Origin of the sequence: Ruania suaedae, assembly GCF_021049265.1 — a bacterium.
Lineage (GTDB): Bacteria > Actinomycetota > Actinomycetes > Actinomycetales > Beutenbergiaceae > Ruania > Ruania suaedae.
This window is the reverse complement of the sequence record NZ_CP088018.1, coordinates 443,196-466,663: the sequence shown is the minus strand read 5'-3', so window position 1 is coordinate 466,663 and position 23,468 is coordinate 443,196. Positions and strand designations below refer to the sequence as shown.

At 72.8% G+C, this 23,468-nt stretch carries 21 protein-coding genes and 1 tRNA gene; 8 read left to right on the top strand and 14 right to left on the bottom strand.

The window, feature by feature from the left end; genetic code table 11:
• Positions 1-25: 25 nt before the first annotated feature.
• The gene (locus LQF12_RS02025; protein WP_231054340.1) at positions 26-1,543 is read right to left on the bottom strand and encodes a DUF7059 domain-containing protein; all 1,518 of its coding nucleotides are present in this window, start codon (positions 1,541-1,543) and stop codon (positions 26-28) included.
• An 88-nt stretch (positions 1,544-1,631) separates the two neighbouring features.
• On the opposite strand from LQF12_RS02025, the gene LQF12_RS02020 reads away from it, so the two are divergent.
• Complete coding sequence (locus LQF12_RS02020) at positions 1,632-3,017, top strand: MFS transporter (RefSeq protein WP_231054339.1); 1,386 nt, start codon at positions 1,632-1,634, stop codon at positions 3,015-3,017.
• On the opposite strand, the gene LQF12_RS02015 is transcribed toward LQF12_RS02020, so the two are convergent.
• The 10 genes from LQF12_RS02015 to ssd all read right to left on the bottom strand — a co-directional run bounded on the left by LQF12_RS02015 (position 2,989) and on the right by ssd (position 13,487).
• Positions 2,989-3,813, bottom strand: a complete 825-nt coding sequence (locus tag LQF12_RS02015; RefSeq protein WP_231054338.1) for an SDR family oxidoreductase — start codon at positions 3,811-3,813, stop codon at positions 2,989-2,991. The two genes, LQF12_RS02020 and LQF12_RS02015, sit on opposite strands and share 29 nt — an antisense overlap.
• 107 nt (positions 3,814-3,920) lie before the next feature.
• Complete coding sequence (locus LQF12_RS02010) at positions 3,921-6,230, bottom strand: sodium-translocating pyrophosphatase (RefSeq protein WP_231054337.1); 2,310 nt, start codon at positions 6,228-6,230, stop codon at positions 3,921-3,923.
• Between the two features lie 113 nt (positions 6,231-6,343).
• A complete protein-coding gene (locus tag LQF12_RS02005) occupies positions 6,344-8,836 on the bottom strand; it encodes a DEAD/DEAH box helicase (RefSeq protein WP_435531205.1) in 2,493 nt (830 codons plus the stop codon).
• Between the two features lie 48 nt (positions 8,837-8,884).
• Entirely contained in the window at positions 8,885-9,256 is a 372-nt protein-coding gene (locus tag LQF12_RS02000; protein ID WP_231054336.1) for an Rv3654c family TadE-like protein, read from the bottom strand.
• Positions 9,253-9,624 carry a TadE family type IV pilus minor pilin gene (locus LQF12_RS01995; protein ID WP_231054335.1) on the bottom strand — a complete coding sequence of 124 codons (372 nt, stop codon included), beginning with the start codon at positions 9,622-9,624 and terminating at the stop codon, positions 9,253-9,255. Before LQF12_RS01995 ends, LQF12_RS02000 begins: the two co-directional genes overlap by 4 nt.
• A gap of 1 nt (position 9,625) precedes the next feature.
• Entirely contained in the window at positions 9,626-9,883 is a 258-nt protein-coding gene (locus LQF12_RS01990) for a DUF4244 domain-containing protein (protein WP_231054334.1), read from the bottom strand.
• 161 nt (positions 9,884-10,044) lie between these two features.
• Positions 10,045-10,617, bottom strand: a complete 573-nt coding sequence (locus LQF12_RS01985) for a type II secretion system F family protein (RefSeq protein WP_231054333.1) — start codon at positions 10,615-10,617, stop codon at positions 10,045-10,047.
• A 4-nt stretch (positions 10,618-10,621) separates the two neighbouring features.
• On the bottom strand, positions 10,622-11,317 hold the full coding sequence (locus LQF12_RS01980) for a type II secretion system F family protein (RefSeq protein WP_231054332.1): 696 nt from the start codon (positions 11,315-11,317) through the stop codon (positions 10,622-10,624).
• Positions 11,314-12,486, bottom strand: coding sequence for a TadA family conjugal transfer-associated ATPase (locus LQF12_RS01975; protein WP_231054331.1), 1,173 nt, complete (start codon positions 12,484-12,486; stop codon positions 11,314-11,316). Before LQF12_RS01975 ends, LQF12_RS01980 begins: the two co-directional genes overlap by 4 nt.
• Positions 12,486-13,487 (bottom strand): septum site-determining protein Ssd, encoded by a 1,002-nt coding sequence (gene ssd / locus LQF12_RS01970; RefSeq protein WP_231054330.1) that lies wholly within the window; start codon positions 13,485-13,487, stop codon positions 12,486-12,488. Before ssd ends, LQF12_RS01975 begins: the two co-directional genes overlap by 1 nt.
• 200 nt (positions 13,488-13,687) lie before the next feature.
• Here ssd and LQF12_RS01965 point away from each other — a divergent pair, with 200 nt between their 5' ends.
• The 4 genes from LQF12_RS01965 (at position 13,688) to LQF12_RS01950 (ending at position 18,606) form a co-directional block, all read left to right on the top strand.
• Positions 13,688-14,659: a hypothetical protein gene (locus LQF12_RS01965; protein WP_231054329.1), complete on the top strand. Its 972-nt coding sequence runs from the start codon at positions 13,688-13,690 to the stop codon at positions 14,657-14,659.
• Positions 14,660-14,819: 160 nt separating this feature from the next.
• Positions 14,820-16,808, top strand: a complete 1,989-nt coding sequence (gene acs, locus LQF12_RS01960) for an acetate--CoA ligase (RefSeq protein ID WP_231054328.1) — start codon at positions 14,820-14,822, stop codon at positions 16,806-16,808.
• Positions 16,809-16,910: 102 nt separating this feature from the next.
• Positions 16,911-17,819: an alpha/beta fold hydrolase gene (locus LQF12_RS01955; protein ID WP_231054327.1), complete on the top strand. Its 909-nt coding sequence runs from the start codon at positions 16,911-16,913 to the stop codon at positions 17,817-17,819.
• Between the two features lie 109 nt (positions 17,820-17,928).
• Positions 17,929-18,606 (top strand): Crp/Fnr family transcriptional regulator, encoded by a 678-nt coding sequence (locus tag LQF12_RS01950; protein WP_231054326.1) that lies wholly within the window; start codon positions 17,929-17,931, stop codon positions 18,604-18,606.
• A 9-nt stretch (positions 18,607-18,615) separates the two neighbouring features.
• Here the strand turns inward: LQF12_RS01950 and LQF12_RS01945 are convergent, their stop codons facing one another.
• From LQF12_RS01945 to LQF12_RS01935, 3 genes are read right to left on the bottom strand one after another with little or no spacing between them, the layout of a single operon-like run.
• Positions 18,616-19,086 carry a RidA family protein gene (locus LQF12_RS01945; protein ID WP_231054325.1) on the bottom strand — a complete coding sequence of 157 codons (471 nt, stop codon included), beginning with the start codon at positions 19,084-19,086 and terminating at the stop codon, positions 18,616-18,618.
• Entirely contained in the window at positions 19,083-19,235 is a 153-nt protein-coding gene (gene sp36 / locus LQF12_RS01940) for a Sp36 family protein (protein WP_231054324.1), read from the bottom strand. Before sp36 ends, LQF12_RS01945 begins: the two co-directional genes overlap by 4 nt.
• A 50-nt stretch (positions 19,236-19,285) precedes the next feature.
• Positions 19,286-19,627: a WhiB family transcriptional regulator gene (locus LQF12_RS01935; protein ID WP_231054323.1), complete on the bottom strand. Its 342-nt coding sequence runs from the start codon at positions 19,625-19,627 to the stop codon at positions 19,286-19,288.
• A gap of 258 nt (positions 19,628-19,885) precedes the next feature.
• Here LQF12_RS01935 and LQF12_RS01930 point away from each other — a divergent pair, with 258 nt between their 5' ends.
• The 3 genes from LQF12_RS01930 (at position 19,886) to LQF12_RS01920 (ending at position 23,455) form a co-directional block, all read left to right on the top strand.
• Positions 19,886-22,336, top strand: a complete 2,451-nt coding sequence (locus LQF12_RS01930) for a penicillin-binding protein (protein ID WP_231054322.1) — start codon at positions 19,886-19,888, stop codon at positions 22,334-22,336.
• 9 nt (positions 22,337-22,345) lie between these two features.
• The gene (locus LQF12_RS01925) at positions 22,346-23,296 is read left to right on the top strand and encodes a metallophosphoesterase (protein ID WP_231055485.1); all 951 of its coding nucleotides are present in this window, start codon (positions 22,346-22,348) and stop codon (positions 23,294-23,296) included.
• 85 nt (positions 23,297-23,381) lie between these two features.
• Positions 23,382-23,455 (top strand) — tRNA-Pro (locus tag LQF12_RS01920).
• Positions 23,456-23,468: the final 13 nt, after the last annotated feature.

The following is a 23,468-nucleotide window of genomic DNA, read 5'->3' as shown; positions in this document are numbered from 1 at the left end:
TCGCTGGCAGGCCACGCCGGAGCGGTCAGACCCCGGGCAGGCTCAGCAGGCCGTCGGTGAGCAGACCACGCACGTCCGGCAGCACCGAGTCCAGCACCGCATCGCGGTCGGTGCCGGTGAGTGCTGCGACACCCGCTGCGATCTGGGCCACGGTGAGGTCGCCGTCGCTGGTGCCCACCATCGCGGCCAGCGCGGTGTCGGCGCGGACGGTCCGTCCGAACCCGCCGCCCTGGCGCAGCACGATCACCTGCGGGTCGGCCGATCCGGGGCGGTAGTGCCGCTCCTCGGTGACGTCGGCGGCCACGGTGAGCGCCTGGTGGGCGAGGTCGGCGTCCGGCATCGCGGCGAGCCGGTCCTTGGCTGCCAGCGTGGCCGCGATCGCCGGCCACAGCCCGCCGGTGCTCGCCCCGGGCAGGGTGCCGGTGATCTCCTCCACCCGGTGCCAGGCCCGCTCGCCCGGCTCGTGCGGGCGGTGCAGGGTGAGGTAGCCGAACCCGACGGCGGCCACCCCCCTGGCCTCGAAGTCCGCCAGCCAGGCGGCGTACCCACGCTCCCAGGCCGCACGGTCGCGGTCGGGGGTGAGGCCGCCGTCGCGCAGCCAGGTCTCGGCGTACTCGGCCGGGTCGGCGCTCTCGCGCTGGACCACCCATCCGTCCAGCCCGGAGTCGGCGAGCCACTGCTGGATCCGGTCGAACGGCTCCTCGCCGGTGTGGACCTCCCAGTTGCCGAGCAGCTGGGCGATCCCGCCGGGGGCCAGCACGTCTGCCACCCCGGTGACCAGCTCGCGCACCAGATCGTCGCCGCGGCGCCCGCCGTCGCGGTAGGTGTACTCGGTCAGGCCGGCCCCGCGCGGGGTGATGACGAACGGCGGGTTGGAGACCACGAGGTCGAAGCGCTCCCCGGCCACCGGTTCGAGCATCGAGCCCTCGCGCAGGTCGAGCTCGACGCCGCCCAGGGCCGCGTTGAACCGCGCGAACTGCAGCGCGCGGGCGGAGACATCGGTGGCCACGACGCGATCGGCGAACGGGGCGACGTTCAGCGCCTGGATCCCGCACCCGGTCCCCAGGTCGAGCGCGCGGCCGACCGGCCGGCGCACGGTGAGCTCGGCCAGCGTGCGGGAGGCACCGCCCAGCCCGAGCACGTGCCCGGCCTCGACCGCCTGCCCGGTGGTCGACTCCCCCAGGTCGGCGGCCAGGTGGAACTCGCCCGCCGCGGTGTCGATGGGCCGCAGGTCGAGGGCACCGCGCACACCGCCCGCCCCGGCGTGCAGGAGACCGGCCCGCTGCCCGCGATCGACGCCGACCCGTGGCAGCGCCGCGTCCGCCTCCGCCGGCGAGAGGGCGTCGCCCAGGATGAACAGGCGGGCGAGCAGTGCGGCGGGATCGGCGCCGGCCGCGCGCGCCGCACGGACCGCGGGCACCACCTGCCCCCGGGCCAGCGCCGCCAGCGGGACCGGCCCGAGGAGCTCGGCCAGCCTGTCCACCGAGTAGTCGGCGGCGTCCAGGTCGAACCGCAGGGGTGCGGCGAGGGCGTGATCGGGCATGGTCGCCGACCCTATCGGTGGGCGGGCGCGATCATCGGTTCAGTGTCTGTCCACCCACTGGCCACCCAGGAGTGCCAGAGTGTCCGCCATGACGAACATTCCCTCGCCGCGGGCCACGACGGACCGCACCCTCACCTGGCCGGTGCTGGCGTGGTCGCTGTGGGACTGGGGGTCGGCGGCGTTCAACGCGGTGATCACCACCTTCGTGTTCACCGTCTATCTCACCTCGGACGCGTTCGGGCCGGAGGCCGACCGCAGCCTCGGCACGGCGCTGGCGATCGCCGGCTTCCTGATCGCCGTGCTGGCACCGGTGACCGGCCAGCGCGCAGACCGCTCCGGTCGGCGCACCCTCTGGCTCGGGGTGAACACCGCCCTGGTGATCGCCGCCTCGGCGTCGCTGTTCTTCGTCCAGCCCTCCGCGGAGTACCTGTGGCTGGGCCTGGTGCTGCTCGCCGCCGGGAACATCGCCTTCGAGTTCGCCGGCGTGAACTACAACGCCATGCTCGCCGACGTCTCGACGCCGCGCACCGTCGGCCGGGTCTCCGGGATCGGCTGGGGCATGGGCTACCTCGGCGGCATCGTCCTGCTGCTCGTGGTCTACCTCGGTTTCATCCAGCCCGATGTCGGCCTGTTCGGGATCACCGGCGAGAACGGCATGGACGTCCGGGTGAGCATGTTGCTGTGCGCAGGCTGGACGCTGCTGTTCTCGATCCCCCTGCTGCTGACGGTCCGGGACGGGCCCCGGCGTGAGCAGAAGGGAGCACGCGCCGGGCTCATCGAGTCCTACCGGCTCCTCCTCGGCACGATCCGCGACCTGTGGCGCGCCGACCACAACACGGTCTACTTCCTGCTGGCCTCGGCGGTGTTCCGGGACGGCCTGGCCGGGGTGTTCACCTTCGGGGGCGTGATCGCGGCGGGCACCTTCGGCTTCTCCGCCGGCGACGTGATCATCTTCGGGGTGGTCGCCAACGTGGTCGCCGGGATCGCCACGATCATCGCCGGCCGCATCGACGATGCCGTCGGCCCCAAGCGGGTGATCATGGCCTCGCTGATCGCGATGGTGATCATGGGCCTGCTCATCTTCTTCCTGCACGACGGCGGCCGCACCGTGTTCTGGACGTGCGGCCTGGCGCTGGCCGCTTTCGTCGGACCGGCGCAGACGGCCTCGCGCACCTTCCTCGCCCGGCTCATCCCGGCCGGCCGCGAGGGTGAGGTGTTCGGCCTCTACGCCACGACCGGACGGGCCGTGAGCTTCCTCGCCCCCGGCATGTGGACCCTCGCCATCTCCCTGGGGCTGGCGGTCACCGGGGTGGCCACCGCGGCGCAGGCCCAGTATTGGGGCATCCTCGGCATCGTGCTGGTGCTGCTGGTGGGGCTGGCGCTGCTGTGGCGGGTGAAGCCGCACGACCACGCCGATTCGGTGCTCGGCGGCGCAGCGGAGCAGGTCAGCGCGCCGGAACCTCCCACTCGCTGACGATGAGCCGGCGGCCGGTGGAGGCACTGTCACCGGCCGCGGCGGCGCGGGCACGCAGGTCCTCGATGGTGTCGGTGCCGGCGCGCAGGTAGCAGCCGGAGAGGGGGTCGAGTCCGCCGGTGGCCACCTCGGCGACGATCTCGGTCACGGCCTCCGGGGGCGTCCAGTCGGTGCGGTCGGCGTGGGCGGCCATCCCGGCGGTCATATCGGTGGCGACCACTCCGGGGGCCACCTCGAAGGCGCGCAGTCCGCGCTCGTACCCGGCCTCGTGCAGGCCGCCGCCGATGCGGAACAGCGCCGTCTTGGCGATGTTGTAGCCCGCCATCACGTCCTTGTCGCGCACTCCCGCCCCGGAACTGATGTCGACGACCCGGCCGCCGCCGCGGGCCAGCATCCCGGAGGCCACGGCGCGGGCGAGCAGGAACGCGCCGTAGACGTTGACGTCGATGACCTGCTTGACCTGCTCGGGATCGGCCTCCCACAGCGGCACCTCGGCGTCGGCCAGGCCGGCGTTGTTGACGAGCAGGTCGATCGAGCCGAGCTCACGCTCGGCCGTGGCGACCGCCTCGGTGACAGCCTCGGCGTCGGTGACGTCCGCCGTCAGGACGACCGCCCGGCGGCCGTGGCCGGTGACCTCCCCGGCGACCTCCTGCAGCAGGGCGGAGTCGCGGGCGAGCAGGGCCACGTCCAGGCCCGCGGCGGCCAGGCCGACAGCCAGGTGGCGGCCGATGCCGCGGGAGGCGCCGGTGACCAGTGCGGTGCGGGCGGGGCCGGGGTAGGTGCGGGCGGTAGCCATCTGACGATGCTAAGCCGAGCGCCTGACGGTGGCGACACGAGTACGTGGTCTGCGGGCCCATGCTGCCGCAGACCTACGCATCCGTGTCGCTCCCGTCACGCAGCGGGTCAGGAGCCGGTGCGGACGGACTCCTTCTCGTCGATCCCGTCGGTGATGTCGAGCTTGCCGGCCCGCAGCTTCGCGGCCACGATCGCGCCCAGCGCGATCAGTGCTGCCCCGAGCGCGATCCCGATCCGCAGCATGTGGTTGGCGTCCTCGGGGACGCTGAGCATCACCACCGCGGGTGCGATCAGCACCGAGACCAGGTTCATCACCTTCAGCAGCGGGTTGATCGCCGGGCCGGCGGTGTCCTTGAACGGGTCGCCGATCGTGTCCCCGATGACGGTGGCGGCGTGCGCCTCGGAGTTCTTCCCCCCGAACTGCCCGTCCTCGACGATCTTCTTCGCGTTGTCCCACGCGCCGCCGGAGTTGGCGAGGAAGACCGCCATCAGCACGCCGGTCCCGATCGCGCCGCCGAGGAATCCGGCGAGCGGGCCGACCCCGAGCCCGAATCCGACCGCGATCGGCGCAAAGGCCGCCAGCAGCCCGGGGGTGGCGAGCTCGCGCAGGGAGTCCTTGGTGCAGATGTCGACCACGCGGGCGTAGTCGGGGCGGGTCTCGCGGGTCATGATGCCGGGGTAGTCGCGGAACTGGCGGCGCACCTCGAACACGATCGCCCCGGCGGCCCTGGTGACCGCGTCGATCGCCAGCCCGGAGAACAGGAAGACGGTCGACCCGCCGAGGATCACCCCGACCAGGGTGATCGGGTTGATGATCTCGTAGCTCAGCATCGCCGCGACCGTGCCGTCGGTTGCCGCCGCGGCCCCCTCGCCGAGCTCGGCGAGAGCCATGTTGACGGCGTCACCGTAGGAGCCGAACAGGGCCGTGGCGGCCAGCACGGCGGTGGCGATCGCGATGCCCTTGGTGATGGCCTTGGTGGTGTTGCCGACGGCGTCGAGGTCGGTGAGGATCTGAGCCCCCTCCTCGTCCACCTCGCCGGACATCTCCGCGATGCCCTGGGCGTTGTCGCTGACCGGTCCGAAGGTGTCCATGGCCACGATCACCCCGACCGTGGTCAGCAGGCCGCAGCCGGCGAGGGCGATGAGGAACAGCGCCAGCCAGATCGATCCGCCGGCGAGCAGGAACAGCCCGCACAGCGCGGCGGCGATGATCCCGGCGGTCCACACGGCCGACTCGAAGCCGACGCCGATACCGGACAGGACCACGGTGGCTGCCCCCGTACGGGAGGCGGCGGCCACGGTGCGGGTGGGCTTCGCCGTCGTGCCGGTGAAGTAGCCGGTGATGGCGAGGATGACACCGGCGAGCACCACGCCCACCAGCACGGCGAGCGCGGACACCAGGCGGGGGTCACCGGTGTGGTCGGCGAGGGCCTCGCTGACGCCGGTGAGATCGGCGAAGGAGGAGGGCAGGTAGACGAACGCGGCCACCGCCGCCAGGGCTGCGCCGATGAGCGCGGAGACATAGAAGCCGCGGTAGATGGCGCGCAACCCGGACTCGCTGCCGCGCACCTTGGTGACCACCACGCCGAGCACCGCGACCAGCGCACCGATGGCGGTGACGATGAGCGGGAACACCAGGCCGGCCTCACCCATGGTGGCCTTGCCGAGGATGAGGGCGGCCACGAGGGTCACGGCGTAGGACTCGAACAGGTCGGCCGCCATGCCGGCGCAGTCACCGACGTTGTCGCCCACGTTGTCGGCGATCGTGGCGGCGTTGCGCGGGTCGTCCTCGGGGATGCCCTGCTCGACCTTGCCCACCAGGTCGGCGCCGACGTCGGCGGCCTTGGTGAAGATGCCACCACCCACCCGCATGAACATCGCCAGCAGCGCGGCGCCGAAGCCGAAGCCCTCCAACACGGCCGGGGCGTCGCCGCGGTAGACCAGCACGACGGCGGCCGCGCCCAGCAGGCCCAGGCCCACCACGCTCATGCCGACGACGCCGCCGGTGCGGAACGCGATCCGGGCCCCTTCCTGGCGACCGTTCGGGCCGGTCGCGGCGGCGGCCACGCGCAGGTTCGCGCGGGTGGCCAGCCACATCCCGAGGTAGCCGATCGCCGCCGAGAACGCCGCCCCCACGAGGAAGGCGATCGAGCGGCCGAGCTTGACGCCCCCGTCCCCCGGCAACAGGAACAGCAGGGCGAAGACCACGACGACGAAGATCGCCAGCGTCCGGAACTGCCGGTTCAGGTACGCCTGCGCGCCTTCCTGGATGGCGGTGGCGATCGTCTGCATCGCCGGCGTGCCCTCACCGGCGGCCAGCACCTGCCGCCGCAGGAACACGGCGATCACCAGTGCGGCCACGGCGACGACAGCGATCACCGACACGATCACGAGGCTCGATGTTCCGAGCTGCAGCATCCGTCCTCCTCGACGAACAAACCGAAGTCCCGCAGGTTGGTGCGGGTGTCCGGTGAGTGTAGCCGCGAAACATGACGTGGCTCACCGCATCGGTGGCCGTCGGAGCCCCCGTCTCACTCGGGCGCGAGCTCGGTCAGCAGCCCGAGCACCGCGAGCGCACCGGCCTTGTCCAGCGGGGAGTTGTTGTTGCCGCACTTGGGGGACTGGATGCAGGCCGGGCAGCCGGTCTCGCAGGCGCAGCCGGCGACCGCGTCGCGGGTGGCGGTGAGCCATTGCCGTGCCACGGCGAAACCACGTTCGGCAAAACCCGCCCCGCCGGGGTAGCCGTCATAGACGAACACCGTGGGCTGGTAGGTGTCGGCGTGCACGGCGGCCGACAGTCCGCCGATGTCCCAGCGATCGCAGGTCGCTACAAGACCGAGCAACCCGATCGCGGCGTGCTCGGCCGCGTGCAGCGCCCCGGGCAGATCGGCGAGGGTGAGACCGAGGTCGGTGAAGACCTCCGGCGGCGCCGTCCACCAGCAGCCGGTGGTGCGCAGCGTGTGCTCAGGGAGGTCGAGCGGGTAGGAACCGACGAGCTCGAGGGACGGCAGCCGGCGCCGGTCGTAGCCCACCACCTGTTCGGTGACCTCGAGCGCGCCGTAGCACCAGCGCACAGGCCCCCAGTCCTGCTCGGCCCGGGTCTCGAGCACGCTGATGTGCTTCTCGCTGCGGCTGCGGGTGCGGTAGCCGACGTCGGCCTCGGTGACGATCGCGACGTCGTCGGCGTACTCGCGCACCAGATGCGTGCGGCCCTGGTGGACGTAGATCGCCCCGGCGTGCACGGTGGCGTCGGCCCGCCCGGCGTCCACGGTGCCCAGCACCCGGCCGGTGCCCGCCTCGATCACCTGCACCGGCGGACCGCCACCGCCTCGCAGGTCGGTCAGCGTGGCCGGATCCTCGGGGCGGGAGTAGTTCCAGTACCACCCCTCCCGGCGACGGCGCAGCATCCCCCGGGCGACCAGCTCACCCATCAGGGCCGGCGCGGCCGGGCCGAACACCGCCAGGTCCGCGTCGGTCAACGGGGTCTCGGCGGCCGCGGCACACAGGTGCGGGGCCAGCACGTACGGGTTGCCGGGATCGAAGGCGGTCGCCTCGACGGCGGCGGCGAAGATGGCCTCGGGGTGGTGCAGCAGATAGGTGTCGAGCGGGTTGTCGCTGGCCACGAGCACGGCCAGCCCCTCCGCGCCGGCACGCCCGGAGCGGCCGACCTGCTGCCAGAAGGACACGCGGGTACCGGGCCAGCCGGCGATGAGCACGGCGTCCAGGCCGGAGATGTCGACACCCAGCTCGAGCGCGTTCGTGGTGGCCAGGGCCCGCAGCTCGCCGGTGCGCAGCGCCCGTTCCAGCTCGCGGCGCTCCTCCGGCAGGTAGCCGCCGCGGTAGGCCGCGACGAGTGCGGCAGGGTCGGCAGACCCAGTTCCAGCCTCCAGGGCTGCCCCCGGACGGTCGCGCAGCATCGACCGGGTCTGGTCGGCGATGGCCTCGGCGCCGACACGTGAGCGAACGAAGGCGAGGCTGCGACGCCCGTCGCGGACCAGGTCGGCGAGCAGGTCGGCGGTCTCGGCGAGGGTGGATCTCCGAGGCGCCTCGGCCGGAGTCCCGCTGGGTATCCCGCTGGCCCGCCACGGCGACCCACCGGGGTCCTGCGCGCCCTCGTCCTCCACCTCGAGCGGCGCACCCTCCTCCAACTCCGGTGGCTGCCACAGGGCCACCGTGCGCCGCCCGGCCGGGGAGGCATCCTCGACCACCGCGGTCATCTCCTCGGCGGGCGCGCCCAGCAGCCGCGCGGCCGAGGCGGCGGGGTCCCCGGTGGTCGCGGAGGCGAGGATCGCCGTCGGACGGGCGCCGTAGTGCGCCGCGAGCCGCAGCAGCCGGCGCAGCACGAGGGCGACGTGCGCGCCGAGCACCCCGCGGTAGGCATGGCACTCGTCCACGACGATGTAGCGCAGCCCGCGCAGCAGCCGCTGCCACCGCTGGTGGCGAGGCAGCAGCGAGAAGTGCAGGAAGTCAGGGTTGGTCAGGACCAGGTCGGCGTGGTCGCGCACCCAGTCCCGTTCGCTGAGCGCCGTGTCGCCGTCGCAGGTGGCGGCGCGCACGTCCCGGATGCCGGCGGTGCGCAGCAGCGTCTCCAGGCCGTGCAGCTGGTCAGCTGCGAGCGCCTTCGTGGGGCTGAGGTAGAGGGTGGTGGGCCGCCGGCTCAGGGCCGCGATGCTGCTGCCCTGCTCACGGGCGCTGCGGCGGACCGCCGTGATGGCGGGCAGCCACGCCGCGAGCGACTTGCCCGATCCGGTCGAGGTGGCGAGCACGAGATGCCGGCCCGACCAGGCGGCGTCGGCGGCCACCACCTGGTGCTCCCAGGGACCTTCGACGCCACGGGCGGCGTATCCGGCGACCAGGTCCGGGTCTGCCCATGCCGGCCACGCGGCGTGACGGGCCGCGCGCGCCGGCACCGTCTCCACATGCACGAGACCGGCCCGGTGGCGCCGCGCGATGAGCAGTGAGGTCAGCGCGGCGGGGACCTGGGTCGCCGCCTGGATCGACGACTGGGCCTCCGGATCGGTCACGGTCCCAGTCTCTCAAGCACCCGTGCTCCCTGAGCACGGCCGGCACCGTCACAGCCCGACGGGCCCGGCACGGGCGGCCGCGACCGCCACCTGGTCCCAGCCCGGCAGCGGCGTGGCCGGTACCCGCACCTCGACGTCGGTCAGGGCACCATCGCCCACGGCGCACGAGCTCAGCTGCCCGCCGTTGCGCTCGGCGACCCGTTCGGCGAGCGCGCACGGGTCCGGCCCACCGGAGGCGGCCTCCCCGGCGGCCGCGATCGCGGCGAGATCGGCAGCCGCCTGTGCCGTACCGCGGGCCACGCTCGCGTGCACGAGAGCGCCGAGAAGAACCATCAGCACGAGTCCGGCCGCCAGGATCGCCAGCACGAGCACGGTGGCCGATCCCCGGTCCCGGGCGGCGGGCGCCATCACCGAGGTCATGGCAGCGCCCCGGTCAGCCCGGGCTCGACCGGGGTGCTGAGCTGGGCGGAGATGGGGATCAAGCCGGCGAGCGGCCCCAGCGGCAGGGTGGCGCGGACCTCGACCCGCACCCACTGCCCCTGGTGCGAGACCTGCACCTGCGCCCGGCCGCCGGCGAGCCGCTCGGCAATCGCCTCCACCTCCGCGGGGGATTCCCCGAGTGCGGCGGCGCGGGCACCGGCGCGGGCAGCGTCCGCGCACCGCACGTGGGCGGCCCCGGCGGCCGCCGCCGTCAGCACGATCACGAGCACGAGCACCACGGCCGGCAGCAGCACGGCCAGCTCGGCCGTCACCGATCCGCGCTCGCGCGGTGCACGGACGCCGGCCACCTCAGCCGCCGATCGAGAGGGCCTGCTGGATGATGCCCAGCAGCATCCCGCGGACCTGGTCGCTGCCCATGATGGTCAGCAGCAGACCGGCGAAGGCTACCGCCGCGAGGGTGGCGATCGCGTACTCCGCCGTCGCCATTCCCGCCTCGGCCCGCCCGCGCACGAGGGCCCATCGACGGGCGAGACGCCCCTGTGCGCCCTGGCGGTCCTGCCTGCGCCGCCCGCCCGGCCGGGTCCGGTGAATCGTGGTTGCTCCCATGGTGCTCTCCTTCGTGTCGGGGGTCGATCGACCCCGGGAGCATCAGGGTGCTGCGATCCCGGTCACGCCTGCCGGTGGCCGGTGGCGGGCTGTGGACGCACACGCATCGCCCCCGGTTGGGTCGGCCCGTCCGAGCGTCCTGCTCCTGCTCCAGGCCTCGGTCAGGATCCGAGCAGACTCGTGCCGGTGGACAGCAGCACCGGTACCAGCCCCAGCAGCGCGAAGGCCGGGAGGAGGCAGCAACCGAGCGGCAGGACCAGGCGCACACCGAGCCGGGCGGCGGCCTCCCGTGCCCGGGTGGCGCGGCCGGTCCGGATCGTCAGTGCCGCCTGCCGCAGCAGCGGTTCCGGGTCGACCCCGTCCTGCCAGGCCGGTCCGAGGCAGTCGCGGAGCTGCTCCGTTCCCGGACGTTGAGACGCGGGAACGCCGGCGGCCCGAGGCGTCCAGGCCTCCTCCCAGTCCGCCCCGAGCCGCAACGCCGTGACCACCCGGCGCAACGGCTCGCCCTGGGCCGTCCCGAGCGCGGCGGCGAGGGCATCGAGCGCGGCCGGGACCGAGGCTCCGGCGGCGAGGGCGCACTGCAGCAGATCCAGCTGCACGGCAGGGTCGACCTGGGCCGTGCGCTGGGCCCTCCGCTGGGCCGACCCCGACTGATCCACCACCGGAGGTGGCCGGACCAGTGCCCAGGGAACAGCGGCCAGCGCCACCAGGACCACCGCGAGCGCCGCCTGCACGGCCTCAGCTCCCCGTCCGCTCGGCGATGCCCACCAATGCCTTGGTCCACCGGTGGCCCACCACCATCAGCACGACGCCACCCAGCAGGCAGGCGGTCCCCCACCCGCCGTCGAGCAGGATCGGGAGCGGGTCGACACCCAGGGCCACGCCCAGCAGCACCCCCGCCAGCGGGAGCCATCCCAGCAGCCGCGCCGTGGCCCGCGGGGCGGCCAGGGCCGTCCGGCGACCGGCGGCCGCTTCCTCGGACTCGGCCACCCCGCGGGCACAGGACTCCAGCACGTCAGCCAGTGGCGCCCCGAGGCGTTCGGCCATCCGGACGGCAGCCAGGGCACCCGCAGCGGCGTCCGCGCGCGGCCCACCCTCACCCCTGGGCTCGCGCTCCGGACGACCGCCGGAGGGCCCGGCCAGCTCCCGCAACGCTCCGGGCAGGTCACCGTGACGACGGGACGTCTCCTGCCAGGCGGTCTGCACGGCGGCGCCGGTGCGCAGCCGTGCCGCCACCTCGACCAGAATCGCCCCGACCGGGGTCGGCGTCCGACGCCCGCTCCGCCAGGCCCGGAGCACACCGGCGCCTCGTCGGTGCCCGGACGCCGCAGCCGCCGCCGGCTCCGCCGCTCGACACTCCCGTGGGAGGCGACGCCCCGGCACGGTGAGCACCGCCGTCGCCAGCACGATCAGGGCGCCGGCCGCGAGCATCATCGCAGCTCTCCCGCATCAAGGGTCCGGGCCAATCCGGGCCAGGCAGCCGCCTCCGTCAGATCGCCGTCGGCCGCGAGCGTCAGCGCCAGCTCACAGGTGAGACCGGCGCCGTTCCAGGGCCCACCGCTCGGGTCGTTCCCGCCGGACGTCAGGACCCCCACCTCCGCCAGCATCCGCCGGCCCTCGCGCCGCACCACGTGCAGCACCGCGTGGATCGCGCTCCTGGACTGCAGCGCCACGGTCGACGGGCTCATCCCGGCGAGCGCACCGAGGGCGGCCAACCGGGCCGGGACATCGCGGGCGGTGTTGGCATGGATGGTGGCCCATCCGCCGTCGTGGCCGGTGTTGAGCGCACCCAGCACCTCCCGTACCTCCGCCCCACGGCACTCCCCCAGCACCAGGCGGTCCGGTCGCATCCGCATGGCGGTGCGCACCAGATCCGGCAGGCTCACCTCGCCCGCACCCTGCACGTTCGCACGCCGCACCTGCAGATGGATCACGTGCGGGTGATCCGGGACGAGCTCGGCGGCTTCCTCGATGCACACGATCCGCTCACCCGGGGGAACCAGCGACAGGGCGCTGGCCACGAGCGTGGTCTTGCCCGCGCCGGTGGCGCCACTGACGAGCACGTTCGCCCGCACCTGGATCAGCCGCTGCAGCACCTGCGCGCCGCGAGGCCCCAGCATCCCGGAGGCCTGCAGCTGTGTCAGGTCGAAGGCGCGGGTGCGCATGGTCCGCAACGAGATCGCGGCTCCCTCCGCACACAGTGGCGGGAGCATCGCGTGCAGGCGCGTCCCGTCCGGCAGTCTCCCCTCCGCGATGGGGGCGGCGTCGTCGAGTCGCTGCCCGGCCGCCGCTGCCAGGCGGGTGGCGAGCACCCGCGGTTCGCGCACCAAAGCAGGCTGGCGGATGAGGCCGGTGCCGCGGTCCACCCACACCGACCCGTCCCCGTTGACGATGACGTCGCTGACCGCCTCGTCCTCGAGCAGCGGCTGCAGGGTGGGGCCGGCGCCGAGCAGCTCCGCGCGCGCCTCGCGATCCAGCGCCAGCAGCTGGTCGTCGGGCCGCAGCCCGGCAGAGCGGCGCACGGCACGGCTGACCTGATCCGGCCCCACCTCTGCACCGCCGTCGAGCAGTGCGCGCCGGACCGCCGACACACCGGAGGTCATCAGTCGGCCAGATTCAGGTCGCGCAGCACCGCGAGAGCGCCCCGGCGCAGCGGGCCGCGGCGGTTCTGCCCCGGGGCCAGGCCACGTTCGAGGGCGGGCGCGAGGCTGCGCTCCTCGCGCATGCTCACCGCCAGCGGCAACCCGCAGGCCTCGGCGACCTCGCGGGCGGTCAGACCGCCCGGAGCCGGCCCCCGCACCACCAGGCGCAGGTCGGAGCCGGTCCACCCGCCGGCGACCGACCGGGTGGCCGCGGCGCTCCTCACGTCACACGTGGTCACCACGTAGACGACGTCGCACACCTGCGCCCAGGCGCTGCCGGCACGCGGGAGGTCGAGTACCAGCACGTCGTGTGCCGCCGCCAGGGCCGCGAGCGCCTCGCCACCCTCCGCGACCGGCGGACCCCCACGCCAGTCCGCAGTGAGCACCCGGACGCCGTCCCAGGAGGGCAGCGCGGCCGAGAGCTGTTCGTGCGGCAGCGACCCCCCGGTGGCGACGTCCGCCCAGCGGAGCCCGCCCGCGTGCTCGATGCCCAGCAACAGGTCCATCCCGCCGGGATCGTCGACATCGGCGAGTGCCACACCCCAGCCGCGGTCGGCGGCCACCCGTGCCAGCGCCGCGGACAGACAGGAGGCGCCGGCACCCCCACGAGCGCCGAGCACGCCGATCGTGCGGGCACGACGCCGGCGTGTGGCCGAGCGGACCAGCGAGAGCAGACCCTGACCGTCGATCGGCAGGTGCAGCGGACCCGGCGCACCGGCGGCGGGCGGGTCCGCCGGCGCACGGGTGCTGACCGTGACCGACCGCGACCCGGTCCGGCTCCAGGGTGGGTCCTCGTGAGCGCACTCCTCGAGGCTGTCCACGAGCAGCCGGACCGACGGGGCCGGGGCGCCCGGCGGGTGCACCACGACGGGCTGGCCGGCCAGGGCGACGATCTCGCGGACCGCCTCGATCACATCGGCCCGTGCCGACCGCAACGCCACCATCGGCGCGTCCTGACTCATGGCTGCTCCCTTCGCCGACCTCAGCCTCCCCGGACGCCGTCTCACCCGACCGCCGGGCAGGACAGCCTGTGGACGGGGTGGCAGTGAGCAGCGCCCTGTGGACAGATCCGGCGTCGAGCCCTCCGGCGCGCCCGGCGTGCCACCGCGCGGCGCGGCCGCGACGTCGATACGGTGTGCGCACCAGCCAACTGGAGGACCACGTGAGCACCGTCCCACCGAACGACCGCGACGACCGCGACCCGACCGCCGCGCCCGACGAGGCGACGGCCACCGGGACCACCCCCGAGACCGCCGGCGGCCCGCGCGAACCGGGTACCCTGAGCGAGCCCAGCACCACCGACCACACGAGCACGCCGGCCGGCACCGGCACCACGTACGGCGAGCACGTGGCCGGCGCCGACCATCGTGAGCCCGTGGCCGATCCGGCCCCTGCCACTCCCCCGGCGAGCACGCACACCCCACCGACCACCCCGGTCGCTGGCCCCGGCCGGCAGCCGGCCACCCGCCAGCTTCCGACCGAGGATGAGGATGCGGCTCTGCGGGACGAGCGCGCGCGCCGGTTCGGCCGACCCGCGGACGAGCCGGGCACCGGCCCGGGCCCGGCGCCGGCCACCGCGCCGGTGGCCGCCGAGCCGGTCCGGACCGAGCCCGCTCAGGACGATCCGTTCAGCGACTGGGACGACGGCCCTCGCTCCCGTGCGGCGGCCCACTGGTGGGGCATCCTCATCGCCCTGATCTTCGCGCCGGTCTCCTGGTACCTGCTCACCGATGGTGGTGAGCGGATCGCCTTCTCGCTGGAGAACAACCTCGACGCCGTGAACGTGGCCGGCCTGGTGGAGCTGGCCGGGGGCCTGATCTGCGTGATCGTGCTGCTGCTGGCCGCACGCTGGTCCTCCGTCGGATCGATCATCGTCGGATCGATCGGCGCGCTCATCGGCGCCGCCTTCCTCGCCGTCCCGGCGATCGTCAACGACTTCCTCACCGATCAGGCGGGCAACTTCGACCGGCTCGGCCAGTTCGGGCGGAACGTCTCCGACCACCTGGTCGCCGAGGGGCACGCCGGCCGGCTGCTGCTCTACGGCGTGGTGTTGATCTTCCTCGGCGTGATCTCCCACGGGGCGCGCCGGCAGGGGCGGCGCGAGGAGCGGCGCAAGATCGCCACCGAGGTCTGACCCACCCACCGCTGCCGACGGCGGCCGGCCTGCACCTGCGGGCCGGCCGCCGTCCGTCGTCGGGGGCTGTGCGTAGGGCCCGGTCCCCTGCAACGGCAGGGCCGGTTGGGCATAGGCTGGCCCGCGTAGCCATGCACCACCGCCGTTGCCCGGAGGAATCGTGACCGACCACAATCCCGCCCTGGAGAACCTCCTCACCGAGACGCGCGCCTTCGCGCCGTCGGAGGAGTTCGCCGCTGCCGCCAACGCCACGGGCGACCTGTACGCCCAGGCCGAGGCCGACCGGCTCGAGTTCTGGGCCGAGCAGGCCCGCCACCACCTCACCTGGGATACCCCGTTCACCGAGGTGCTCGACTTCTCCGGTGCCCCCACGGCCCGTTGGTTCGCCGACGGCCGCCTCAACGCCGCCTACAACGCCGTGGACCGCCACGTCGAGGCCGGTCACGGGGACCGGGCCGCCATCCTGTTCGAGGGCGAGCCCGGTGACACCCGCACCCTCACCTACGCCGACCTCAAGCGCGAGGTGTCCAAGGCCGCGAACGCGCTGGAGTCGCTGGGGGTTCGTACGGGTGACAGGGTGGCCATCTACCTGCCGATGATCCCCGAGGCCGTCATCGCGATGCTGGCCTGCGCCCGGATCGGCGCCGCGCACTCGGTCGTCTTCGGCGGTTTCTCCGCCGAGGCGCTGTACTCGCGCATCATCGACGCCGATGCCACCGCGGTGATCACCGCGGACGGTGGCTACCGCCGGGGCAAGCCGAGCACCCTCAAGCCCGCCGTCGACGACGCGCTCGCCAAGGGCGAGACCAGCGTCAAGCACGTGCTCGTGGTGCGGCGCACCGAGCAGGACGTGGCCTGGACGCAGGGGCGCGACGTGTGGTGGCACGACGCGCTGGCCGAGGCCTCCGAGGAGCACACGCCGGTCGCCGTCGAGGCCGAGCACCCGCTGTTCATCCTCTACACCTCCGGCACCACCGGAAAGCCCAAGGGCATCCTGCACACCACCGGCGGCTACCTCACCCAGACCGCCTACACGCACTGGAACGTCTTCGACCTCAAGCCCGAGACCGACGTCTACTGGTGCACCGCCGACGTCGGCTGGGTCACCGGCCACTCCTACGTCACCTACGGCCCGCTCATCAACGGCGCCACCCAGGTGCTCTACGAGGGCACCCCGGACACCCCGCACCAGGGCCGCTGGTGGGAGATCGTCGAGAAGTACGGCGTCACCCTGCTCTACACCGCCCCGACGGCGATCCGCACCTGCATGAAGTGGGGCGAGGAGGTCCCGGGCAAGTTCGACCTGTCGACGCTCCGGGTGCTGGGCAGCGTCGGCGAGCCCATCAACCCCGAGGCGTGGATGTGGTACCGCCGCGTGATCGGCGGGGACAAGGCCCCGATCGTGGACACCTGGTGGCAGACCGAGACCGGCGCGATCATGATCTCCCCGCTGCCGGGGGTCACCGCCGCCAAGCCCGGGTCCGCGCAGGTGCCGCTGCCGGGGATCTCGGTGGGCATCTGGGACGACGCCGGGGAGGCGGTCGGCCCCGGGGGCGGCGGGTACCTGGTGCTCGACGAGCCCTGGCCGTCCATGCTGCGCGGCATCTGGGGTGATGAGAAGCGGTTCTCCGAGACCTACTGGTCCCGCTTCCCCGGCACCTACTTCGCCGGCGACGGCGCCAAGTACGACGCCGACGGCGACATCTGGCTGCTCGGCCGGGTCGATGACGTCATGAACATCTCCGGCCACCGGCTCTCGACCACCGAGATCGAGTCGGCCCTGGTCTCCCACGAGTGGGTCGCCGAGGCGGCGGTGGTCGGCGCCAGTGACGACACCACCGGCCAGGCCGTGGTCGCGTTCGTCATCCTGCGCGGGGACGCCAAGGAGAAGACCGACGAGGCCGGCGAGGGAGCGGACGTGGTGGCTGCGCTGCGGGCCCACGTGGCCTCCGAGATCGGCCCGATCGCCAAGCCGCGCTCGATCCTGGTGGTGGCCGAGCTGCCGAAGACCCGCTCCGGCAAGATCATGCGCCGGCTGCTGCGCGACGTGGCCGAGCACCGCGAGGTGGGGGACGTGACCACGCTGGCGGACAGCTCGGTGATGGACCAGATCAGCGGGGGCATGCAGGGTTCGTCCGCCCAGGACTGATCCCGCGCCAGACCTCCCGGACACAGGTTCCAGGCATCGACCCGTGGTGCACCCCCGGTCGGTGCCTGGAACTTGTGTCGGAGGCGGGTAGCCTCGCCTCTCGTGACACCCGACCCGGCCCTCGTGCAGCAGCCCGGCCCCTGGACCCACCGGATGGTGGCCGCGAACGGCGGCCGCTTCCACGTGGCCCAGGCCGGCGCCGACGACGGCCGGGCGCCGCTGGTGGTGTTGCTGCACGCGTTCCCGCAGCTGTGGTGGGCATGGCGCTCGCAGATCCCGGCGCTCGCCGAAGCCGGCTACCGGGTGGCGGCGATGGACCTGCGAGGCTACGGCGGCTCCGACAAGCCGCCCTCGCGGCACGACACCCCCTCGATGGTGGCGGACGTACGCGGGGTGATCGGCTCGCTCGGGGCGAGCTCCGCCGTCGTGATCGGGCACGGCCTGGGCGGGCAGGTGGCCTGGTCGATGCCGGCACTCGCGCCGGACGTGACCCGCGCCGTCGGGGTGCTCGCAGCCCCGCATCCCGTACCCCTGCACACCCCGATGGCACGGGTGGCGCCGGCGTCCACGCTGAAGTCGCTGGCGAAGTTCCAGGTGCCCTGGTTCCCCGAGCGCTCCTTCACCCACGCCGACGGCGTCGCCCGCCTCCTGCGCGCTTGGGGCGCCCCCGGCTGGGAGCCCGACGGCGTGGACCTGTACACCCAGGCGATGCGGCTGCCGTTCGTGGCGCACAGCGCGATGGAGCAGTTGCGCTGGTCGCTGCGCTCGACCCCGAGGATGGACGGGCAGCGCTACCGCTCGGCCGTGAACACATCGATCGACGTGCCGGTGCTCTCCCTGAGCGGCACCGCCGACCCGGTGTTCTCGGAGTCGTCCTTCCGGCGGGACGGCGACTACGTCCGCGGCGCATACTCCCGGGTGAGCGTGACCGGGGCCGGGCACTGGCTGCCGGAGGAGGCACCGGAGCAGGTCGGTGAGCTGCTGATCGAGTGGCTGCACCGGCTGAAGTGAGGACGCGACCCGATAACGATCCCGCCGTAGGCTGGGTCGGTGGCGCACCAGCGACCACGACAGTGGCAGACTGTGGCTGACCTCACAGCGAGACGAAGGGAATCTTCTGATGGACGAGGCCGTGGTCCGATCCGCCCCACTCTTCGCCGAACTGAGCGACGAGAGCTACCGCGCGGTCCGCGAGCGCACCGCCGAGCTCACGTTCCGCCGCGGCGAGGAGATCTTCCATGAGGGGTCCGCCGGCGACCGGCTGTTCGTCCTCGGCTCGGGGAAGGTCAAGCTCGGGCACATGGCTCCCGACGGGCGCGAGCACCTGCTCGCCATCCTCGGCCCCGGGGAGATCCTCGGTGAGGTCTCGCTGTACGACCCCGGCAAGCGCACCGCCACCGCGACCGCCCTAGCCACCACCGAGCTGGTCGAGCTGAGCCACCAGGGGCTGCTGCAGATCCTGGATCAGCGTCCCGAGGTCTCCCAGCACCTGCTGCGCTCGCTCGCGCTGCGGCTGCGCCAGACCAACGACAAAGTCTCCGACCTCATCTTCTCCGACGTGCCGGGCCGGGTGTCCAAGGCGCTGCTGGACCTGGGCCGCCGCTTCGGCGAACGGATCGACGGCGGTCTGCGCGTCACCCACGACCTCACCCAGGAGGAGCTCGCCCAGCTGGTGGGCGCCACCCGCGAGACGGTGAACAAGGCACTGGCGGAGTTCTCCAACCGTGGCTGGATCCAGCTGCAGGGCCGCACCGTGATCCTCGTCGACCTGGACCGGCTCACCCACCGGGCACGCTGAGGCTCAGCCTCAGGCACCCACCTCCACGATCAGTTCCACCTCGACCGGGGCGTCCATCGGGAGCACGGCGACCCCGACGGCGGAGCGTGCGTGCACGCCCGCGTCGCCAAAGATCTCCTGCAGCAGGTCCGAGGCGCCGTTGATGACGCGCGGCTGGCCGGTGAAGGTCGCCTCGGAGGCCACGAAGCCGACGACCTTGACCACTCCGGAGATGTGGTCGATGCCGCCGGCCACGGAGGCAGCGGCGGCGACGGCGTTCAGGGCCGCCGCCCGCGCGGCGGCCTTCGCGTCGGCCTCGCTGACCAGGCCCTCACCCTCGCCGACCTTGCCGGTGTGCAGTAGCTCGCCCTCCACCAGCGGCAGCTGGCCGGCGGTGTAGACGACCTGCCCCTGGCGGACCGCCGGGGTGTAGGAGGCCACCGGCGGGACGACGTCGGGCAGCTCGATGCCGAGCGCGGCGAGGCGTTGCGAGGGCGTCACTGCTTCTCGCGCTTGAGGTAGGCCACCAGGCCGCTGTCCGGGCCCTGGATGACCTGGACGAGCTCCCAGCCGTCCTCGCCCCACTGGTCGAGGATCTGCTTGGTGGCGTGGATGATCAATGGAACGGTCGCGTACTCCCAGCGTGTCATGGGGCGATCCTACGCATCCGGACCTCCCTCGCGCCGCCGGCTGGACTCGCTCAGGGGCGTGCACCCACCGCTCGTGAGCTGCGGCGGATGCGGCGGACGCCGACGAACTCGTCGAGTTCGGCGGCGTCGAGCTCACCCAGGGTCGCCCACCAGGACTGCACGTCCGGTTCGTTGCGCAGCAGCGCACGGCGCTCGCGCTCAGTCATGCCACCCCAGACCCCGAACTGGATCCGGTTGTCCAGCGCGTCCACGAGGCACTCCAGCCGCACCGGACAGCGGAAGCAGATCTCACGCGCCTGTCGTTGCGCGGCGCCCTGGACGAACAGCTCATCCGGTGAGCGGGTCGCGCACGCTGCCCGGAGTGTCCAGTCTTCGTCGACGTTGGTACTCATTGCCCACCTCTCCACTGTGAGTGGCGGATCCATCACCGACGGCCTCGGGCGGGCCGCGGAGATCTCCCCCGAGATCTACCTGATGTCATCGCTCGTGGCACGGAGCCACTGCTGTGAGTTATACACCCGAATGTGGTATAGACGGAAGCCCTCCGCTCGGGTGTCTCACTCGGGGAAACGCTGGCGACGCCACGTGAGACCGGCCACTCCAGGGGGTGGACTGTAGGCGCTGTCAGCCCGGCATCGTACCCTTGGGCCATGGCTTCTCCCTCCGGGTCGACCTCCCGCACCGTCAACGTGGCGCAGCTGGTCTCGATGTTCCTGGCCTTCCTCATGGTGGCCGGCGTCGGTGGCGTGCTCTCGGCCGGCTTCATCATGCCCGCGGTGGCGACCGTGGGCGCGACGACGGATGCGGCCTCCCAGATGTTCGACGAACTGCCCACCGAGCTCGGCAGCGAGGAGCTCTCCGAGCAGACGGTCATCCAGGCCAGCGACGGCTCGGTGCTGGCCCGGTTCTACCTGGAGAACCGGATCGTGCGGCCGCTGGACCAGATCTCGGAGAACATGCAGACAGCCGTGATCGCGGTGGAGGACCGCCGGTTCTACGAGCACAGCGGCGTCGACCCCGAGGGTCTGATGCGCGCGGCGGTGCAGAACCTGGTCAGCCCGGACACCCAGGGCGGCTCCACCCTCACGCAGCAGTACGTGAAGAACGTGCTGATCGAGGCCGGACGGCGCGCCGAGGACGCCGACGCCATCACGGCGGCGACCGCCGCGACGCTGGGCCGCAAGCTGCGCGAGGCGAAGCTGGCGATCTCGCTGGAACAGCACCGCAGCAAGGATCAGATCCTCGAGGGCTACCTCAATATCGCCCAGTTCGGACCGTCGCAGTACGGGGTGGAGGCGGCCTCGCGCTACTTCTTCGGACACAGCGCCGCCGAGCTGACGATCGGGGAGGCGGCGCTGCTGGCGGGTCAGACACAGAGCCCGGCCGCGCACAACCCGGTGGTCAACCCGGAGAACGGTCAGAACCGTCGCGACACGGTGCTGGGCCTGATGCTGCGGCAGGGCGAGATCACCCAGGAGGAGCACGACGAAGCAGTCGCGGTCCCGGTCGAGGAGATGCTCGACCCGACGCCGACGCCCAACGGCTGCGACGCCGGTATCAGCACCTACTTCTGCGACTACGTCCGCTCCGAGATCCTCTCCAGCCCCGAATTCGGCGAGACGCAGGCCGACCGCTACCAGCTGCTGGTGCGCGGCGGACTCACCATCCGCACCACCCTCGACCCGGACATGCAGCAGCAGGCCTACGACGCGCTCGTGGCGAACATCCCGGTGGACGACTCCTCGGGCGTGGCCACCGCCACCTCAACCGTGGAGCCCGGCACCGGCCGGATCCTGGCCATGGCACAGAACACCCCGTACGGAGCGCCCTCGGACGAGAATCCACGGGCGACGCAGGTCAACTACAACGCCGACAACTCCCACGGTGGCTCGAACGGCTTCCAGACCGGGTCGGCGTTCAAGGCGTTCGTGCTCACGCAGTGGCTGATCGACGGGAATTCCCTCAGCGAACGGGTCGACGGCTCCCGCAACCAGTCCTTCCCGCGCTCGGATTGGAACTCCTGCCTGCCGCAATTCCTGCCGTTACCCAGCGACCCCTACGAGCCGCAGAACCTCGAAGGCGTCGGCACCGGGCCGATGACAGTCCTGGAGGCGACACGGCAGTCGGTCAACACTGCTTATGTCAACATGTCGAGCCAGCTCAACCAGTGCGACATCGCCGACACCGTGCAGCGGATGGGCTTCCATCACGCCACCGTCGACCCGGGCGAGCCGTACATCGATCCCGAAACCGGCGAGCCGTTCGGCGACTACTCGATGGCGATCAGGCCGTCGATGGCGCTCGGCGTCAACGAGGTGGCCCCCCTGACGATGGCCGCGGCGTTCGCCACCTACGCCTCCGGCGGGGAGTACTGCACGCCGGTCGCGATCGAAAGCGTCGTGAACGCCGATGGTGAGGAGCTGGAGGTCCCCGAGGCCGAGTGCGATCAGGTGCTCGAACCGCGGATCGCCAACGCGATGAACTACGCCCTGCAGGAAGTTGCCGGCCCGGGCGGGACGGGTGCGAACGCGCGACTCTCGGATCGACCGATCGCGGGCAAGACCGGGACCGCGAATGAGGACACGGCCGCCTGGTTCGTGGGCTACATCCCCCAGCTCGCCACCGCCGTCTGGGTCGGCCACTCCGAGGGCAGCGAGTCGCTGTTCAACGAGACCATCAACGGCGTGCAGCGCCAGTACTGGTACGGCGGCAATATCGCGGCGCCCATCTGGCAGGACTACATGTCTCAGGCCGTCAACGGCATGCCCGTCGAGACCTTCGAGGAAGCCGACGACCGCGAGATCCTCGGCGAGCGGCGTTCCGTGCCGAACGTGGTGGGCATGAATGCCGGCGCAGCAGCCGACGCGCTGGAGGATGCGGGCTTCAGGGCGCGCACCAGCGCGACCATCTACAGCGATAGTGTCCCCGCCGGCAACGTCGCCGGGACCAGCCCCGGCGCCGGTTCGCAGTTGCGACCCGGTTCGTCCGTCGGGCTGCTGATCAGCGAGGGCCGTCAACCCGAGCCAGAGCCGGAGCCGGACCAGGACGATGACGACAACGGCGGCGGATCGGACGACAACTCCGACGACGACGACGACTAGTCCGTGCGGATGCTGAGTTCCGGGCACGCCCGTCCGGGCCTGTCGACCGTCGGGCGATGGGCGGGCGGCCTCACCGCCCTGGGCGCCGGTGCACTCGCCTGGTCTCTCCTCGAGGCCAAGGCCTACACCGTGCGTGAGGTCACCGCGCCCGTCCTTGCCGCGGGCTCACCGGACCTGCGCATCCTGCACATCTCCGATCTGCACCTGCTGCCCCGGCAGCGGCGCACGGTCAGCTGGCTGCGCGGCCTGGCGGCCTGGGAGCCGGACCTGGTCATCAACACCGGTGACAACATGGCCCACCGTGATGCACTACCGACGGTACTGCGGGCGCTGGAGCCGCTGCTGGAACGCCCCGGGGCGTTCGTGCTGGGGTCCAACGACTACTACGCCCCCACGCCCAAGAACCCCGCTCGTTACCTGCTCCCCGATCCGCGGCGCCAGGACGACGCGCCCTCGCCCGAGGATCTCCCGGCACGCGAGCTCAGCCTCGCCTTCGCGGCGGCCGGATGGCGGGACCTGACCAACCGCAGGGACGGCATCGACCTCGGCAGCCACCGCATCGCGCTGGTGGGCGTGGACGACCCGCACCTGGACCGCGACCGCATGCCCGACCCACACGGCCCGTCCGGTGGCGCAGACCGCTCCCCCACCCTCCGACTCGGCGTCGCCCACGCGCCCTATCGGCGCGTCCTCGATGCCATGCACGCCGACGGCTGCGATCTGATCCTGGCCGGCCACACCCACGGCGGCCAGTTGTGCATCCCCGGCTACGGCGCCCTGGTGACGAACTGCGACCTCGACACGAGCAGGGCAAGCGGCCTGAGTGGCTGGCCGGGTGCCGCCGGCTCTGTCGGGTCCTCATCCCTCCACGTGAGCAACGGCATCGGGACCAGCCCGTACACCCCGGTGCGGTTCGCCTGCCGGCCCAGCGTGACCGTGCTGACGCTCACCGCGAACTGAGCGAGCCCAGCCCGCCGGTGTGACTGCGCACACAACGCCAGTTTCTCTCCGGCGCCCTCGCTCGGCTATGCTTGCCGGGCGCACACGGGGTGTGGCGCAGCTTGGTAGCGCGCTTCGTTCGGGACGAAGAGGTCGTGGGTTCGAATCCCGCCACCCCGACACGTGGAACGCT

Bases quoted from the DNA above. Each gene is read 5' to 3' on its own strand.
- LQF12_RS02000 (WP_231054336.1), bottom strand. From the start codon at position 9,256: ATGACCTCGGTGATGGCGCCCGCCGCCCGGGACCGGGGATCGGCCACC.
- LQF12_RS01950 (WP_231054326.1), top strand. From the start codon at position 17,929: ATGGACGAGGCCGTGGTCCGATCCGCCCCACTCTTCGCCGAACTGAGC.
- ssd (WP_231054330.1), bottom strand. From the start codon at position 13,487: ATGAGTCAGGACGCGCCGATGGTGGCGTTGCGGTCGGCACGGGCCGAT.
- LQF12_RS02020 (WP_231054339.1), top strand. From the start codon at position 1,632: ATGACGAACATTCCCTCGCCGCGGGCCACGACGGACCGCACCCTCACC.
- LQF12_RS02025 (WP_231054340.1), bottom strand. From the start codon at position 1,543: ATGCCCGATCACGCCCTCGCCGCACCCCTGCGGTTCGACCTGGACGCC.
- LQF12_RS01925 (WP_231055485.1), top strand. From the start codon at position 22,346: ATGCTGAGTTCCGGGCACGCCCGTCCGGGCCTGTCGACCGTCGGGCGA.
- sp36 (WP_231054324.1), bottom strand. From the start codon at position 19,235: ATGACACGCTGGGAGTACGCGACCGTTCCATTGATCATCCACGCCACC.
- LQF12_RS01935 (WP_231054323.1), bottom strand. From the start codon at position 19,627: ATGAGTACCAACGTCGACGAAGACTGGACACTCCGGGCAGCGTGCGCG.
- LQF12_RS02015 (WP_231054338.1), bottom strand. From the start codon at position 3,813: ATGGCTACCGCCCGCACCTACCCCGGCCCCGCCCGCACCGCACTGGTC.
- LQF12_RS01930 (WP_231054322.1), top strand. From the start codon at position 19,886: ATGGCTTCTCCCTCCGGGTCGACCTCCCGCACCGTCAACGTGGCGCAG.
- LQF12_RS02010 (WP_231054337.1), bottom strand. From the start codon at position 6,230: ATGCTGCAGCTCGGAACATCGAGCCTCGTGATCGTGTCGGTGATCGCT.
- LQF12_RS01990 (WP_231054334.1), bottom strand. From the start codon at position 9,883: ATGGGAGCAACCACGATTCACCGGACCCGGCCGGGCGGGCGGCGCAGG.
- LQF12_RS01975 (WP_231054331.1), bottom strand. From the start codon at position 12,486: ATGACCTCCGGTGTGTCGGCGGTCCGGCGCGCACTGCTCGACGGCGGT.
- LQF12_RS01980 (WP_231054332.1), bottom strand. From the start codon at position 11,317: ATGATGCTCGCGGCCGGCGCCCTGATCGTGCTGGCGACGGCGGTGCTC.